Source organism: Streptomyces sp. NPDC079141 (assembly GCF_040686775.1).
GTDB lineage: Bacteria > Actinomycetota > Actinomycetes > Streptomycetales > Streptomycetaceae > Streptomyces.
Map to the genome: position 1 here is coordinate 101817 of NZ_JBFBLP010000006.1, position 15083 is coordinate 116899.

At 71.5% G+C, this 15083-nt stretch carries 13 protein-coding genes; 5 read left to right on the plus strand and 8 right to left on the minus strand.

Features of this window, described 5'->3' with window-relative positions:
- Positions 1 to 4: 4 nt before the first annotated feature.
- Entirely contained in the window at positions 5 to 550 is a 546-nt protein-coding gene (locus tag AB0Q90_RS19040; protein ID WP_363160175.1) for a hypothetical protein, read from the minus strand.
- Positions 551 to 641: 91 nt separating this feature from the next.
- Between AB0Q90_RS19040 and AB0Q90_RS19045 the strand changes: the two genes are divergently transcribed.
- Positions 642 to 1037 (plus strand): hypothetical protein, encoded by a 396-nt coding sequence (locus tag AB0Q90_RS19045; protein WP_363160176.1) that lies wholly within the window; start codon positions 642 to 644, stop codon positions 1035 to 1037.
- Here the strand turns inward: AB0Q90_RS19045 and AB0Q90_RS19050 are convergent.
- From AB0Q90_RS19050 to hrcA, 5 genes are all read right to left on the minus strand, one after another.
- Complete coding sequence (locus AB0Q90_RS19050; protein ID WP_363160177.1) at positions 982 to 1371, minus strand: VOC family protein; 390 nt, start codon at positions 1369 to 1371, stop codon at positions 982 to 984. The two genes, AB0Q90_RS19045 and AB0Q90_RS19050, sit on opposite strands and share 56 nt — an antisense overlap.
- A gap of 20 nt (positions 1372 to 1391) precedes the next feature.
- Positions 1392 to 2132: a 16S rRNA (uracil(1498)-N(3))-methyltransferase gene (locus tag AB0Q90_RS19055; RefSeq protein ID WP_363160178.1), complete on the minus strand. Its 741-nt coding sequence runs from the start codon at positions 2130 to 2132 to the stop codon at positions 1392 to 1394.
- Positions 2129 to 3214, minus strand: coding sequence for a nitronate monooxygenase (locus AB0Q90_RS19060; RefSeq protein ID WP_363160179.1), 1086 nt, complete (start codon positions 3212 to 3214; stop codon positions 2129 to 2131). The genes AB0Q90_RS19055 and AB0Q90_RS19060 overlap by 4 nt, the downstream gene beginning before the upstream one ends.
- Before the next feature lie 111 nt (positions 3215 to 3325).
- Positions 3326 to 4462 carry a molecular chaperone DnaJ gene (gene dnaJ, locus AB0Q90_RS19065; protein WP_363160180.1) on the minus strand — a complete coding sequence of 379 codons (1137 nt, stop codon included), beginning with the start codon at positions 4460 to 4462 and terminating at the stop codon, positions 3326 to 3328.
- Positions 4463 to 5479: a heat-inducible transcriptional repressor HrcA gene (gene hrcA, locus AB0Q90_RS19070; RefSeq protein ID WP_363160181.1), complete on the minus strand. Its 1017-nt coding sequence runs from the start codon at positions 5477 to 5479 to the stop codon at positions 4463 to 4465.
- 162 nt (positions 5480 to 5641) lie between these two features.
- Between hrcA and AB0Q90_RS19075 the strand changes: the two genes are divergently transcribed.
- Complete coding sequence (locus AB0Q90_RS19075; RefSeq protein ID WP_363160182.1) at positions 5642 to 6370, plus strand: MBL fold metallo-hydrolase; 729 nt, start codon at positions 5642 to 5644, stop codon at positions 6368 to 6370.
- Between the two features lie 31 nt (positions 6371 to 6401).
- Positions 6402 to 7208, plus strand: a complete 807-nt coding sequence (locus AB0Q90_RS19080; protein WP_363160183.1) for a DUF3097 domain-containing protein — start codon at positions 6402 to 6404, stop codon at positions 7206 to 7208.
- Between the two features lie 4 nt (positions 7209 to 7212).
- Here the strand turns inward: AB0Q90_RS19080 and hemW are convergent, their stop codons facing one another.
- Both hemW and AB0Q90_RS19090 read right to left on the minus strand, forming a co-directional pair.
- Entirely contained in the window at positions 7213 to 8445 is a 1233-nt protein-coding gene (gene hemW / locus AB0Q90_RS19085; RefSeq protein ID WP_363160184.1) for a radical SAM family heme chaperone HemW, read from the minus strand.
- Between the two features lie 28 nt (positions 8446 to 8473).
- Entirely contained in the window at positions 8474 to 10372 is a 1899-nt protein-coding gene (locus AB0Q90_RS19090) for a SpoIIE family protein phosphatase (RefSeq protein ID WP_363160185.1), read from the minus strand.
- A 180-nt stretch (positions 10373 to 10552) separates the two neighbouring features.
- Here AB0Q90_RS19090 and AB0Q90_RS19095 point away from each other — a divergent pair, with 180 nt between their 5' ends.
- Positions 10553 to 14575: a HAMP domain-containing protein gene (locus tag AB0Q90_RS19095; RefSeq protein ID WP_363160186.1), complete on the plus strand. Its 4023-nt coding sequence runs from the start codon at positions 10553 to 10555 to the stop codon at positions 14573 to 14575.
- Positions 14572 to 15048: a response regulator gene (locus tag AB0Q90_RS19100; RefSeq protein WP_363160187.1), complete on the plus strand. Its 477-nt coding sequence runs from the start codon at positions 14572 to 14574 to the stop codon at positions 15046 to 15048. Before AB0Q90_RS19095 ends, AB0Q90_RS19100 begins: the two co-directional genes overlap by 4 nt.
- Positions 15049 to 15083: the final 35 nt, after the last annotated feature.

Below are 15083 nucleotides of genomic sequence, written 5' to 3' on the forward strand. Positions count from 1 at the left end.
TCGATCACTTGCCCTCGGGCCAGCACTGCGGATCCTCCTTGCACCACAGCGTCTTGGTGACGGTCACGGTGACGGTGGGGCCCGGCTGCTGCTGTCCGCCGCTCGGCACGACGACGGGCGACGGCGTTCCGTCGCAGTCGCCGAGGCCCTCGACGTGGAACCACTCCTTGCCGTCGACCTTGGCGGTGAGGTCGCCGCGGATGCACTTGCCGTCGATCGCGCGGGTGACGGTGCCGTCGACGCTGATGTCCTTGCCGTCCTTGGTCTTGCCGTTGCAGTCGACCTCGGCCACGGTCTCCTCGCCCGCGCTGGGCGTCGCACCGTTGCCGTTGTCGCCGTAGGAGGCGCGGCAGGTGAGCCACTGGACGTCCGCCTTCTGGCGCTCCAGCTCCCGCGTCACGGTCTGGTCGGTGGTGTACGCGATGGACGCGGTGCTCATGCCGACCGCGTCGCACGCGACGGCACCGCCCACGGCGACCACGACCAGTCCCGCCGCACCTGCCACTCGCGCCCCGCGCGGGCGAAGCCAAATCCGCCTCAATACCCCCATGGAGGGCAGCCTGCCACTGTCCCGGCCGCCGCGGTAGGGCGCATACGGCCACTCAACACTCCCGCGGCCCCGATCGACGTACTGTTCGAGAGTGCGCAACGACCGCAAGCCGAGAAGGCTCGTCGTGGACGAGCGGACGGTCTACTGGTGGACCGTCAGGCACGAGCACCTGGACGGCGACGTCTGCCGGGAGGTCCTGAACCTGAACCTCGACGGCGTCCGCGCCCGGATCGTCTTCGCGGGGGGCGAGGGCCGGATCGTTTCCGGCGGCGCCTACTGGCACTCGGGCCTCGTCGCCGAGAGCGCCGGCCCCGCGCTCAACCTCCGCGAACCCGGTGTCGTACGCGCCTTCGTGGACGAGGCGGGCCGGCGCGGACTGCTGCCGGGCTCCGGGGAGTTGGACGGGTGGGAGCTGTTCCCGGCTGTGCTGGTCAGCCGAACAGCAGCCACTCCTGGAGCTCCACCAGATTGCCCTCCGGGTCCTTGAGGTGGGCGACGCGCATGCGGTCGGTCAGGGGTGCCGGGCCGTGCACGAGGGTCGCGCCGCGGGCGGTGATCCGCTCGCAGTAGGCGTCCAGGTCGTCGACGCGCAGGACCACCAGGGAACGGTGCCCGGTGGCCGGGTCGCCGAGTTCGCCCAGCAGTTCGGCCATCGTCGCCCGGTCCTGGAGGGCGATCCCCGCCGAACCGGCGGCGGGGCTGAACTTCTCGTACGGCCCGTCCGGCGTCCCCGACTGCGGCTTGAGGCCGAGGACATCGGCGTAGAAGCCGTAGCAGGCGGCGAAGTCGGTGACGAGGAGCCGGACTTGGGCGAGTTCCACGGAGCACGTCCCTTTCGGTGTCAGGACCAGCGACCGGTGCGGCCGAGGAGCAGGGCCGCGGCGGCGGTCCCCGCGGTCGATGTACGCAGCACACTGGGCCCGAGCCGGTAGGGCTTCGCCCCGGCCTCCTCGAAGAGCGCCAACTCCTCCGGCGCCACGCCCCCTTCGGGCCCGACGACCAGCACGATCTCCCCCTCGGCAGGCAGCTCCACGGCCGCCAGCGGTTCCTCACCGCTCTCATGGAGTACGGCGGCGAAGTCGGCCTTGGCGAGAAGTGCCGCGACCTGCTTGGACGTTGCGGCGTCGGCGACCTCGGGGAAGCGGACGCGCCGGGACTGCTTGCCGGCCTCCCGGGCGGTGGCCCGCCACTTACCGAGCGCCTTCAGACCCCGCTCGCCCTTCCACTGCGTGATGCAGCGGGAGGCGGCCCAGGGGACGATCGCGTCGACGCCTACCTCGGTCATGGTCTCCACGGCGAGCTCACCGCGGTCACCCTTGGGCAGGGCCTGGACGACGGTGATCCGGGGAGACTCCTCGGGCTCCTCCGTGACCGAGTCCATCTGCACCACGAGCCGGTCCTTGCCCTCGGTCTCCAGCACCACGCAGTCCGCCCAGCGCCCGGCCCCGTCGGTGAGGATGACATCCTCGCCGGGCCGCAGCCGCTTCACGGAGACCGCGTGCCGCCCTTCGGGGCCGTCGAGGACGTACCGTCCGCCGCCCTGCGCGTCGAAGTGCTCGACCACGAACACCGGAGCCGTCATCGCCCCGCACCGCCTTCCTGCCGTACCGACAACGCTGTCCTGGCCGCGTCGAGTTCGGCCGCCAGCACCTCCACCAGCTGCCCGGCGGGCAGCTCACGGGCCATCCGGTGGCCCTGTCCCGCCCACAGCGCCATGCCCTGCGCATCGCCCGCCTTGGCGGCCGCCTTGCGCAGCGGCGAGGTGAGGTGGTGGACCTCCGGGTAGGCGGCGGGGGCGTAGGGCCCGTGCTCACGCATGAACCGGTTGACGAGCCCGCGGGCGGGCCGCCCGGAGAAGGCGCGGGTCAGCTCGGTGCGGACGTACAGCGGGTTGGTCAGGGCCTGCTTGTGCACGGGGTTCGCACCGGACTCGGGGGTGGCGAGGAACGCCGTGCCGAGCTGGGCCGCGCTCGCGCCCGCGGCGAGGACGGCGGCGATCTGGCTGCCGCGCATGATGCCGCCGGCCGCGACGATCGGGAGGGCGACCGTCTCCCGGATCTGCCCGATCAGCGAGAGGAGCCCTGTCCCGGTCCCGTCGGTCTCGGGGTTGTCGCGATGCGTTCCCTGGTGCCCGCCGGCCTCGATCCCCTGCGCGATCACCGCGTCGGCGCCGGCCCGCTGCACGGCGAGGGCCTCGTCGGCGGTGGTGGCGGTGACGAGGGTGAAGGTTCCGGCACGCCGCAGGGACTCCAGTACCTCGGGGCCGGGCACGCCGAAGTGGAAGGAGACCACGGGCACCGGATTGTCCAGCAGCACGGCGAGCTTGGCGTCGTAGCCGTCGTCCCGCCCGCTGTCGGGATCGCCCAGCTCGCTCTCGTACCAGCCCGCCTCGCCGGCCAGCTGATGGGCGTAGACATCGACGGCAGCCGCGTCCGCGTACTCCGGCTGCGGCATGAACAGGTTCACCCCGAAGGGGCGGCCCGTGAGCCCCCGCAACTGCTTGATCTCCTGGTACATGCCGTCGGCGGTCTTGTACCCGGCAGCAAGGAACCCGAGCCCACCGGCCTCGCTCACGGCGGCGGCAAGCGTCGGCACGGAGACGCCGCCCGCCATGGGGGCCTGCACGATCGGATGGGGGAAAAGATCGGTCAGCGCGGAGGACATGACGGCATGTTGTCACGTCCCCCGAACAGTTCCGAATCCACCCTTCCGCCTGGCCTGGACCAGCCGGTACGTGCGGCACGGGAGGACGGGGCCACCCGTCCTCCCATGCCGTCAGCGACCGTTGAAGGCATCCTTCAACCGCGAGAACAACCCTTGCTGCCCCGGCTGGAACTGCCCCTGCGGGCGCTCCTCGCCGCGCAGCTTGGCCAGCTCGCGCAGCAGCCGCTCCTGCTCGGGGTCCAGCTTCGTCGGTGTCTGCACCTCGACGTGGACGACGAGGTCACCGCGCCCGCCGCCGCGCAGATGCGTGACACCGCGCCCGTGCAGCGGAATCGACTGCCCGGACTGGGTCCCGGGCCGGATGTCGACCTCCTCAAGACCGTCCAGCGTCTCCAACGGCACCTTCGTGCCGAGTGACGCCGCCGTCATCGGAATGGTCACCGTGCAGTGCAGATCGTCCCCGCGCCGCTGGAACATGTTGTGCGGCAGCTCATGGATCTCGACGTACAGGTCACCGGCGGGACCACCGCCGGGCCCGACCTCGCCCTCGCCCGCGAGCTGGATCCGCGTGCCGTTGTCGACACCGGCCGGGATCTTGACCGTGAGCGTGCGCCGGGAGCGGACCCGTCCGTCGCCCGCGCACTCCGGACACGGCGTCGGGACCACGGTGCCGAACCCCTGGCACTGCGGACACGGCCGCGAGGTCATGACCTGCCCGAGGAAGGACCGCGTCACCTGCGAGACCTCGCCGCGCCCGCGGCACATGTCACACGTCTGGGCGGAGGTCCCCGGCGCCGCACCCTCGCCGTTGCAGGTGTTGCAGACGACGGCGGTGTCGACCTGGATGTCCTTCGTCGTGCCGAAGGCCGCCTCGTCGAGCTCGATCTCCAGCCGGATCATCGCGTCCTGGCCGCGCCGCGTACGCGACCTCGGCCCCCGCTGCGACGCGGTCCCGAAGAACGCGTCCATGATGTCCGAGAAGTTCCCGAAGCCACCGGCCCCGAACCCGCCCGCACCGGCACCGCCGGACTGCGAGAGCGGGTCGCCGCCGAGGTCGTAGACCTGCTTCTTCTGCGGGTCCGACAGCACCTCGTAAGCGGCGTTGATCTCCTTGAACCGCTCCTGGGTCTTCGGATCCGGGTTGACGTCCGGGTGCAGCTCGCGTGCGAGCCGCCGGAAGGCCTTCTTGATCTCTTCCTGCGACGCGTCGCGGCGCACGCCGAGAACGGCGTAGTAGTCCGTGGCCACTTACGACTCCGCCAGGATCTGTCCGACGTACCGTGCCACTGCGCGTACCGCTCCCATCGTTCCCGGGTAATCCATGCGGGTCGGTCCGACCACGCCGAGCTTGGCGACTGCCTCGCCGCCCGAACCGTAGCCGACCGACACCACGGACGTGGAGTTGAGTCCCTCGTAGGCGTTCTCGTGCCCGATGCGCACGGTCATGCCCGAATCCCCGGCCTCGCCAAGGAGTTTGAGGAGCACGACCTGCTCCTCAAGGGCCTCCAGGACGGGCCGGATGGTGAGGGGGAAGTCATGTCCGAAGCGGGTCAGATTGGCGGTGCCGCCGATCATCAGCCGCTCCTCGTTCTCCTCGACGAGGGTCTCCAGCAGGGTGGAGAGCACCGCCGAGACCGTGCCCCGGTCCTCGATGTCGAAGCCCTCGGGGAGGTCCTCGACGAGCATCGGCACATCGGTGAAGCGCCGCCCCGCGACCCGGCTGTTCAGCCGGGCCCGCAGATCGGCCAGGGACGTCTCGCCGAACGGCGCCGGGCAGTCGACCATCCGCTGCTCGACCCGGCCGGTGTCCGTGATCAGCACGAGCATCACGCGCGCGGGGGCGAGCGAGAGCAGTTCCACGTGCCGCACGGTGGACCGGGTGAGCGACGGATACTGCACGACGGCGACCTGCCGCGTGAGCTGGGCGAGCAGCCGTACGGTGCGCGCCACCACGTCGTCGAGATCGACGGCGCCGTCGAGGAAGTTCTGGATGGCCCGCCGCTCGGGCGCGGTCATCGGCTTGACGCCGGCCAGCTTGTCGACGAAGAGCCGGTAGCCCTTGTCGGTCGGGATGCGCCCGGCGCTGGTGTGCGGCTGGGCGATGAAGCCCTCGTCCTCCAGCGCCGCCATGTCGTTGCGCACGGTCGCCGGGGAGACGCCGAGGTTGTGCCGCTCGGTGAGGGCCTTGGACCCCACCGGCTCCTCGGTGCCCACGTAGTCCTGGACGATGGCGCGCAGCACCTGAAGCCTGCGTTCACTCAGCATCGCGCACACCTCCAGAAGTCGTCCCCTTGGCGCCTTACCTGGCACTCTGTCCGTCCGAGTGCCAGCCGTCCCCGGCCCAGTGTACGGCTGTGGGGTACACCCCGGGCAAGGCCGGTCCCGCGACGCCGTGCCGGAACGGGCGGTCACCGCTAGCGTCGCCGTATGACGGTGACTTGGGAAGAGCTGGGGTGGGAGCAGGTGGCGGCCGGGGTCTTCCGCTGCCGGCTGCCCGGCTGGGACTGCACGGCGGGGCTGGTCGTCGGCGAGGGTACGGCGCTGGTGGTCGACGCCGGGTCGAGCCTCGCCGAGGGCGGGCGGCTGCGGATGCGGGCGGAGGCGCTGACCGGTCACCGTGTGACCCATCTCGCGCTGACGCACCCCCATTTCGATCATGTCTTCGGGGCGGCCGCGTTCGCCGGGGCGGAGGTCTACGGCGCGGTGGGCATCGAGTCGGCGTTCGCGCCGCACGCGCGCGACGAGCTGCGCGCGGACGCGCTCCGCAACGGCCTGGACGCCCGCCTGGCCGACGAGGCGGTGGACACGCTCGCCCCGCCCCGGCACCACGTCTCCGGCGAGTGGACCCTCGATCTGGGCGGCGGCCGGCAGGTGCTGCTGGCGAACGTGGGCCCCGGCCACACCGCCCACGACCTGGCGGTCCTGGTCCCGGGCAGCCCGGAGGTCGTCTTCTGCGGCGACCTGGTCGAGGAGTCGGGCGAGCCGCAGGCGGGCCCCGACGCCGTGCCGTCGCACTGGCCCGCCGCCCTGGACCGGCTGCTGGACCTGGGCGGCGAGGACGCGCTGTACGTGCCCGGTCACGGAGCGGTGGTGGACGCGGCGTTCGTACGGCGCCAGCGCGACGCCCTGGCGGCCCGCTTCGGCGTGTCGCGCTGATCGCCCGACGGCTTCTCCTATCGTCATCCGAATGCGCCAGTACTCCGCCGACCTGACCCCTCCGTGGAAGAAGCCCAAGCCGGTCCCCGAGGTCCCGGCGGACCCGGGCCTGGTGGTCGAGGAGCCCGGCACCGGCTTCTGCGGCGCGGTGATCCGCTGCGAGGCGGGCACGGTGACGCTGGAGGACCGCTTCGGCAAGCACCGGGTGTTCCCGCTGGAGCCGCGGGGCTTCCTGCTGGAGGGCAGGGTGGTGACCCTCGTACGCCCCGCCGGGGCGCAGCAGCGACCGACCCGTACCGCGTCCGGTTCCGTCGCCGTCCCCGGTGCACGCGCGCGCGTGGCGCGCGCCGGGCGCATCTACGTCGAGGGCCGGCACGACGCCGAACTGGTCGAGAAGGTGTGGGGCGACGACCTGCGCATCGAGGGCGTGGTGGTGGAGTACCTGGAGGGCGTGGACGACCTGCCGTCGATCGTCGCGGACTTCGCCCCGGGGCCGGACGCGCGCCTGGGCATCCTGGTCGACCACCTCGTCCCCGGCACGAAGGAGTGGCGGATCGCGCAGGAGGTGACCAGCGAGCACGCCCTCGTGGTCGGCCACCCCTACATCGACGTCTGGGAGGCGGTGAAGCCGTCGTCGCTGGGCATCGAGGCCTGGCCCCGGGTCCCGCACGGCCAGGACTGGAAGACGGGCGTGTGCCGGGCGCTGGGGTGGCCGTCGGAGAACACGGGCGCGGTGTGGCAGGCGATCCTTGCCAGGGTGACCTCGTACAAGGACCTGGAGCCGGAGCTGCTGGGCAGGGTCGAGGAACTGATCGACTTCGTCACGGCCCCCGCGTAGCCGCTCAGTCCACCAGGTCCCGCACCACCGCGTCCGCCAGCAGCCGCCCCCGCAGCGTCAGCACCGCACGCCCCGCCGCGTACGGCTCCTCCTGGAGCAGCCCGTCCGACAGTGCCCGGCGCGAGGCCGCCAGCCCGTCCGTGCGCAGGAGGTCCAGCGGCACGCCCTCGCGCAGCCGCAGCTCCAGCAGGATCCGCTCCACCCGTCGGTCCTCGTCCGACAGCAGCTCGCGCCCCGCCCCCGGCGACCGCCCGGTGGCCAGCGCCGCCGCGTACGCCCCGGGGTGCTTCACGTTCCACCAGCGCACCCCGCCCACGTGCGAGTGCGCGCCAGGTCCGGCGCCCCACCAGTCGGCGCCCCGCCAGTACAGCTCGTTGTGCAGACAGCGGCCCGCTTCCGAGGTGGCCCAGTTCGACACCTCGTACCAGTCGTAGCCCGCCTCCGACAGCGCCGACTCCGCGATCAGGTACCGGTCGGCGTGCACGTCGTCGTCGGTCATCGGGACCTCGCCGCGGCGGATGCGGCGGGCCAGCTGGGTGCCCTCCTCGACGATCAGCGCGTACGCCGAGACATGGTCGGGACCGGCGCCCAGCGCCGCCTCCAGCGACGCCCGCCAGTCGTCGTCGGACTCCCCCGGCGTGCCGTAGATCAGATCCAGGTTGACGTGCTCGAAGCCCGCCGCACGGGCCTCCGCCACGCAGGCCTCCGGGCGGCCGGGCGTGTGCGTCCGGTCCAGCACCCGCAGCACGTGCTGCTTCGCGCTCTGCATGCCGAAGGAGATCCGGTTGAAGCCGCCCTGCCGGAGCGTGGCCAGGTATGCCGGGTCCACCGACTCCGGGTTCGCCTCCGTCGTGATCTCCGCGTCCGCCGCGAGACCGAACTCGTCGCGGATCGCCCCCAGCATCCGTACGAGATCGTCCGCGGCCAGCAGGGTCGGCGTACCGCCGCCGACGAAGACCGTGCGGACGGCCCGCGGGTCGTCGCCCAGGACCTTCCGGGCCAGCCGGATCTCGTCGATCAGGGTGTCCGCGTAGTTGTCGCGGGAGGCCAGGACGCCGCCCGTGCCACGCAGCTCGGTGGCGGTGTAGGTGTTGAAGTCGCAGTAGCCGCAGCGGGTCGCGCAGTACGGGACGTGCAGATAGAACCCGAGGGGTCGGTCGGCGGCCCCGGCGAGCGCGGACGCGGGAAGTGCGCCGTCGTCGGGGACGGGCTCGCCGTCGGGGAGTGCGGAAGGCATGCCTTCCATTGTCCAGCACCCCGCGCGTTCACTCGGCCTGGAGCACCAGCAGCGCCAGATCGTCCTCCGGCGGCCGCCCGCCGAACTCGTGCACCAGCCGCCGGATGCGCTCCGCGATGAGGGCGGCGCTCAGCCCGGCGCAGCCGGCGAGCGCGGTCGCGAGGCCGTCGCCGTCGTCGAACTGGCGCGAGCCGGAGCGCCGCTCGGTCACCCCGTCGGTGACGCACAGCAGGCTGTCGCCGCGCCGCAGCTCGAAGGTCTCGCTGGTGTACGTGGCGTCCTCGACGACCCCGAGGAGGGTCTGCGGCTGCGCGGCGGTGCGCACGCTGCCGTCGGGGCCGAGCAGCAGCGGCAGCGGGTGCCCGGCGGAGGCGAGGGTGCAGCGGACGCCTCCGGCGAAGGGGACGAGCTCGCCGTAGAGGAGGGACAGGAAGCGGGTCTGCGGTCCGTCGCCGGGGGCGCCCGGTCCGGCCAGGGCGCGTGCGGCGGCGTCGGTGGCCTCCGTGGTCTCGTCGAGGAGGAGCTGGTTGAGGCGGTCGAGGACGTCGGCGACGCGGTAGCCCTCGCGGGCGAGCAGCCGCAGCCAGGGCCGGGCCAGGCCGATGACGACGGCGGCCTCGGGCCCCTTGCCCTGGACGTCGCCGACGGCGAAGCACCAGCGGCCGTCGCCGGCCGGGAACAGGTCGTAGAAGTCGCCGCTGGGTCCGCCCTTGTCGCACGGCTCGTAGACGAGCGCGCTGGTCAGCCCGGGGATCTCGGCGACGGCTCCGGGCAGCAGGCCGCGCTGGAGGACGGCGCTGATGGTGGCCTGGCGGGCGTACTGGCGGGCCGCTCCGATGGCGAGGGCGACCCGGCGGCCGAGGTCCTCCACGAGCCCGGTGACCTCGTCGGGGAAGCCCAGCAGTCCGGCCCGCCCGATGACGAGGGTGCCCAGCGGACGGCCGCCCGCGATCAGCCGGTACGCGAGCGCCGTGCCCTCCGCCTCGTACGGGCCGAGCGCCTGGCCGGGCCAGGGGTGGGGGACGGGCCCGGAGCGCAGATCGTCCGGCGGGCACGGCGGGTCCTTCTCCAGGGTCCGGCGCAGTTCCTCGATACGGGTCTCGCTGCCGTGCCAGACCCGGGCGAGGTGCGGTCCGGCCCCGGGGAGGTCGCCCACGGCTCCGGCCGGGCGCGGGGAGCCCCAGCGGCCGGTGGCCTCGTCCTCCAGCCACACCGCGCACCAGTCGGCCAGCCGGGGCACCAGCAGCTGCCCGGCGAGCGCGGCGACCAGGTTCTCGTCGAGCTGTCCGGCGAGCAGGTCGGAGGCTTCGGCGAGGAAGGACAGCGCGCCGCGGTTGAGCCACTCCCGGTCGCGCTCGGGCCGCCGCGGGGCGGGGCGGGGTATGGCGAGGGTGCGGGGAGCGCCCTGGGCGCTCTGTGCGGCATGCTCCTCGCTCTCCTCGGCCGGCAGTCTGGCCCACACCGTCTTCATGCCGGTGCGATACGTGACGCCCCAGGCCTCGGCGAGCCGGGCGACCAGGCGCAGTCCGCGGCCGTACTCCGGTGTCTCGTGCGGGAGTTCGGCCCGGCCGTCGTGCGGTGCGCGCGAGGGATGGCGGTCGGAGACCTCGACGACCAGCGCGCCCGTCTCCTCCGCCCGGCACACCAGCTCGACCTCGGTTCCGGCGTGGACGACGGCGTTGGTGACGAGTTCGCTGGTGACGATGAGGGCGTCATCGGCGAGGGAGCCGGTGAGGTGTTCGCTGCCGGGCAGGCCGAGTCCGGCCCATTCCGCGATCCGGGCGCGCACGAACGCGCGGGCGGAGCCCGGCGCGAGGGAGCTTCCGGGCAGCGTCACGCGCGCCTGCGCACGCGGTCGCGCGCCCTCGTGCACAGGCGCATCGGAGGCACGGGAAGCAGTCTCCCGTTGCACCGGAATGGCCCCCATGGACAGCTCCCCGAGCGGTTCGGACGAATACGCCGCAGTCGACGCCCACAGAGTGACAGACTGGCCACGCCCATAAGCACCGAGTTACCGAAGTGGGCCGCCATGAGTGAGAACAGTGGTACACGCGTGCTCGAAGACGGACAGATTCGAGCATCGGATCTCCTTCCTCTGCTCGCCGCGATGACATCGGCGCGGGACGGCGACTTCCGGAAGGTCTCCGATCCGGCCACCGGTCCGGTGGCCGAACTCGTCGCGGTCTACAACCAGATCCTGGACCGGAGCCTGCACTTCAACTCGGAGGTGCAGCGGGTCAAGCGGGAGCTGGTGCGGCACGGCCGGCTCGACGAGCGGCTCACCGCCAGCCCGGGCCAGGGCCAGTGGACGGCCCGGGTCAACGATGTGAACCAGCTGCTCGACGCCCTGGTCGCCCCGGCGGCGAACGCCACCCGTGTGCTGGACGCGGTGGCCGGCGGCGATCTCACCCAGCGGGTCGATCTGCACGACGGGACCCGGCAGTTACGGGGCGATCTGCGCCGGCTGGGCCGCGCCGTGAACAAGATGGTCGACCAGCTGTCGCTGTTCACCGGCGAGGTGACCCGGGTGGCCCGCGAGGTCGGCACCGAGGGGCGGCTCGGCGGACGGGCCAAGGTGCAGGGTCTGTCGGGCAGTTGGCGGGATGTGACCGAGGCGGTCAACACCATGGCGTCCCGGCTGACCGCACAGGTGCGCGACATCGCCCTGGTGACCACGGCGGTGGCCCGCGGCGACCTGACCCGTACGGTCACGGTCGAGGCGACCGGCGAACTGCTCGAACTGAAGCTGACCGTCAACACGATGGTGGACCAGCTCTCCGCCTTCGCCGACGAGGTCACCCGCGTCGCCCGCGAGGTCGGCACCGAAGGTCAGCTGGGCGGGCGCGCCCAGGTGCGGGGCGTGTCGGGCGTCTGGAAGGACCTCACCGACAACGTCAACTTCATGGCCTCGAACCTGACCTCGCAGGTCCGCAACATCGCCCAGGTCACCACGGCCGTCGCCAACGGCGACCTGTCGCAGAAGATCACCGTCGACGCGCAGGGCGAGATCCTGGAGCTGAAGTCCACCATCAACACCATGGTCGACCAGCTCTCCGCCTTCGCCGACGAGGTCACCCGCGTCGCCCGCGAGGTCGGCACCGAAGGCAACCTCGGCGGCCGGGCTCAGGTGCGCGGTGTGTCGGGCGTCTGGAAGGACCTCACCGACAACGTCAACTTCATGGCCGACAACCTCACTTCCCAGGTGCGGAACATCGCCCTGGTGTCCACGGCCGTGGCCCAGGGCGACCTCGGCAAGAAGATCACGGTGGAGGCGAAGGGCGAGATCCTGGAGCTGAAGTCCACCATCAACACCATGGTCGACCAGCTCTCCGCCTTCGCCGACGAGGTCACCCGCGTCGCCCGCGAGGTCGGCACCGAGGGCAACCTCGGCGGTCAGGCCCAGGTGCGGGGCGTGTCCGGCGTCTGGAAGGACCTCACCGACAACGTCAACTTCATGGCGCTGAACCTCACTTCCCAGGTACGGAACATCGCCCAGGTGACCACGGCCGTCGCCAACGGCGACCTGTCGAAGAAGATCACCGTCGACGCGCGCGGCGAGATCCTCGAACTGAAGGACACCGTCAACACGATGGTGGAGCAGCTGCGCGCCTTCGCCGACGAGGTGACCCGCGTGGCCCGCGAGGTCGGCACCGACGGCCGGCTGGGCGGCCGGGCCCAGGTGCTGGGCGTCTCGGGCGTCTGGCGGGACCTGACCGACAACGTCAACTACATGGCCGACAACCTCACTTCCCAGGTACGGAACATCGCCCAGGTGACGACGGCCGTCGCCAACGGCGACCTGTCGAAGAAGATCGACGTGGACGCGCGCGGCGAGATCCTGGAGCTGAAGACCGCCATCAACACCATGGTCGACACCCTGTCCTCCTTCTCCTCCGAGGTCACCCGGGTGGCCCGCGAGGTCGGCTCCGAGGGCCAACTCGGCGGCCAGGCCCGGGTCGAGGGCGTCTACGGCACCTGGAAGCGCCTGACGACGAACGTGAACGAGCTCGCCCTGAACCTGACCACGCAGGTCCGCGCCATCGCCGAGGTCGCCTCCGCGGTGGCCCAGGGCGACATGTCCCGCTCCATCACGGTGGAGGCGCGCGGCGAGGTGGCCGAGCTGAAGGACAACATCAACCTGATGGTGGCCAATCTGCGCGAGACGACCCGCGCCAAGGACTGGCTGGAGTCCAACCTGGCCCGGCTGGCCGCGCTGATGCAGGGCCACCGCGATCTGATGGAGGTCGCCGACCTGATCCTGCGCGAGCTGACCCCGTTGGTGAACGCCCAGTACGGCGCGTTCTTCCTGGCCGACCCCGACGAGGACAGTGCCTCTCTCCGCACAACCGTTCCTGCGAAAGGTCTTGCGTTCATCGCCGGCTACGGCGCAGCTCAGGGCGCTACCGTCGAGACCGGCGGCCTGCCCGTGCACGGCCTGGTCCGGCAGGCCGCCCGCGAGAAGAAGCGCATCCTGGTGGAGGAGGCCCCGCCGGACTACATCACCATCAGCAGCGGGCTCGGCGAGGCGGCGCCCACGACGATCGTCATCATCCCGATCCTGTTCGAGGACAAGCTCCTCGGCGTGATCGAGCTGGCCTCCTTCTCCCGCTTCTCCGACGTCCACCTGGCGTTCTTCGACCAGTTCGTGAACACCATCGGCGTCGCGATCAACACCATCATCGCCAACTCCCGTACCGAATCGCTCCTCGGCGAGTCCCAGCGCCTGGCCATGCAGCTCCAGGAGCGCTCGGACGAACTCCAGGAGCAGCAGGCGGAGTTGCAGCGCTCCAACGCCGAACTGGAGGAGAAGGCCGCCCTGCTGGCCACCTCCTCCCAGTACAAGTCGGAGTTCCTGGCGAACATGTCGCACGAGCTGCGCACCCCGCTGAACTCCCTGCTCATCCTGGCCCGCCTGCTCTCGGACAACCCGGACGGCCATCTCTCCGACCAGGAGGTCCAGTTCGCGACGACGATCCACCGCTCGGGCTCCGACCTGCTCCAGCTGATCAACGACATCCTCGACCTGTCGAAGATCGAGGCGGGCCGGATGGACGTACGCCCCAAGCGCCTGCCCCTCATCAAGCTGCTGGACTACGTGCACGCCACCTTCCGCCCGCTCACCCTCGACCGGGGTCTCGCCTTCGAGGTGTCGGTCGGCGAGGACGTGCCGCGCGAGATGTACTCGGACGAACAGCGCCTCCAGCAGATCCTGCGCAACCTGCTGTCCAACGCGATCAAGTTCACCGCCTCGGGCCGGGTCGAACTGCGGGTCAGCCGGGTCAAGGACCCCGAGCACGTCTACGTACGCGAGAGCGACGAGGTGATCGCCTTCGCGGTCTCCGACACCGGCATCGGCATCGCGCGGGAGAAACTCCCGGTGATTTTCGAGGCGTTCCAGCAGGCCGACGGCACCACCAACCGCAAGTACGGCGGCACCGGCCTCGGTCTGTCCATCAGCCGGGAGATCGCGGGCCTGCTCGGCGGCCGCATCATCGCCGAGAGCGAACCCGGCAAGGGCTCCACGTTCACCCTCTACGTCCCCGTCGTCAGCCCCGGCCACACGGCGACGGGCCCCACCCCCGAGGACCGGCATCTGCCGATCCCGGACCAGCTGTCGACCGAGCCCTTCCCCAGCGCGCACGACATGGACGACTCCTGGCCCACGCTGACCAAGCTGGAGACCTGGCAGTCCGGACGCGCCGGCCAGGTGCTGCCCGGACGGCGGGTGCTGATCGTCGACGACGACATCCGCAATGTCTTCGCGCTCACCCATGTCCTCGGCCGCGTCGGCATGCCGGTCCTGTACGCGGAGAACGGCCGCGAGGGCATCGAGACCCTGGAGCGCAACCCGGACGTCGAACTCGTCCTGATGGACATCATGATGCCGGAGATGGACGGCTACGAGACCATCGCCGCCATCCGCCGCACCCCCCGCTGGACAGGGCTGCCCATCATCGCGCTGACCGCCAAGGCCATGCCCGGCGACCGTGAGAAATCCATTGCGCGCGGCGCCAACGAGTACGTGCCCAAACCGGTGGACGTCGACCAGCTGCTGACCGTCGTCTGCGCACTCCTCGACCCCGACGCCGAGGACAAGACCGACGCCTCGGAGGAGGAGGCCCCGTCGTGATCGCCGAGACAACGACCGCAGAACGCCCCGGCATCCTCCTGGTCGACGACATGGAGGACAACCTGATCGCACTGGAGGCCGTTCTCGCGTCCCTCAACGAGCCGCTGGTGCGGGCCCGTTCGGGCGAGGAGGCGATGAAGGCGCTGCTGCGCCGGCGGTTCGCCCTCATCCTGCTCGACATCCGTATGCCGGGCATGGACGGCTTCGAGACCGCCGCCAACATCAAACGGCTCGACCAGACCAAGGACGTGCCGATCATCTTCCTGACCGGCGCGGAGGACGACTCCGGCTACGCCTTCCGCGGCTATGCGACAGGCGCGGCCGACTATCTGACCAAGCCGTTCGACCCGTGGGTGCTGCGGGCGAAGGTGCGGGTGTTCTTGGAGCTGCACCGCAAGCAGCTCCAGTTGGAGGCGTTGAGAGCCGAAGTACAAGAACTCCGGGCACAGGTGGGCAAGGGGACGGCCTCTTAGGGGCGCGGGGGACTGCGCAGTCCCCCGCGCCCACC

What these genes read in the sequence shown, in the direction of transcription:
- AB0Q90_RS19040 (WP_363160175.1), bottom strand. Translation starts at nt 550, where the DNA reads ATGGGGGTATTGAGGCGGATTTGGCTTCGCCCGCGCGGGGCGCGAGTG.
- AB0Q90_RS19055 (WP_363160178.1), bottom strand. Translation starts at nt 2,132, where the DNA reads ATGACGGCTCCGGTGTTCGTGGTCGAGCACTTCGACGCGCAGGGCGGC.
- AB0Q90_RS19060 (WP_363160179.1), bottom strand. Translation starts at nt 3,214, where the DNA reads ATGTCCTCCGCGCTGACCGATCTTTTCCCCCATCCGATCGTGCAGGCC.
- hrcA (WP_363160181.1), bottom strand. Translation starts at nt 5,479, where the DNA reads ATGCTGAGTGAACGCAGGCTTCAGGTGCTGCGCGCCATCGTCCAGGAC.
- AB0Q90_RS19075 (WP_363160182.1), top strand. Translation starts at nt 5,642, where the DNA reads ATGACGGTGACTTGGGAAGAGCTGGGGTGGGAGCAGGTGGCGGCCGGG.
- AB0Q90_RS19080 (WP_363160183.1), top strand. Translation starts at nt 6,402, where the DNA reads ATGCGCCAGTACTCCGCCGACCTGACCCCTCCGTGGAAGAAGCCCAAG.
- hemW (WP_363160184.1), bottom strand. Translation starts at nt 8,445, where the DNA reads ATGCCTTCCGCACTCCCCGACGGCGAGCCCGTCCCCGACGACGGCGCA.
- AB0Q90_RS19090 (WP_363160185.1), bottom strand. Translation starts at nt 10,372, where the DNA reads ATGGGGGCCATTCCGGTGCAACGGGAGACTGCTTCCCGTGCCTCCGAT.
- AB0Q90_RS19095 (WP_363160186.1), top strand. Translation starts at nt 10,553, where the DNA reads ATGACATCGGCGCGGGACGGCGACTTCCGGAAGGTCTCCGATCCGGCC.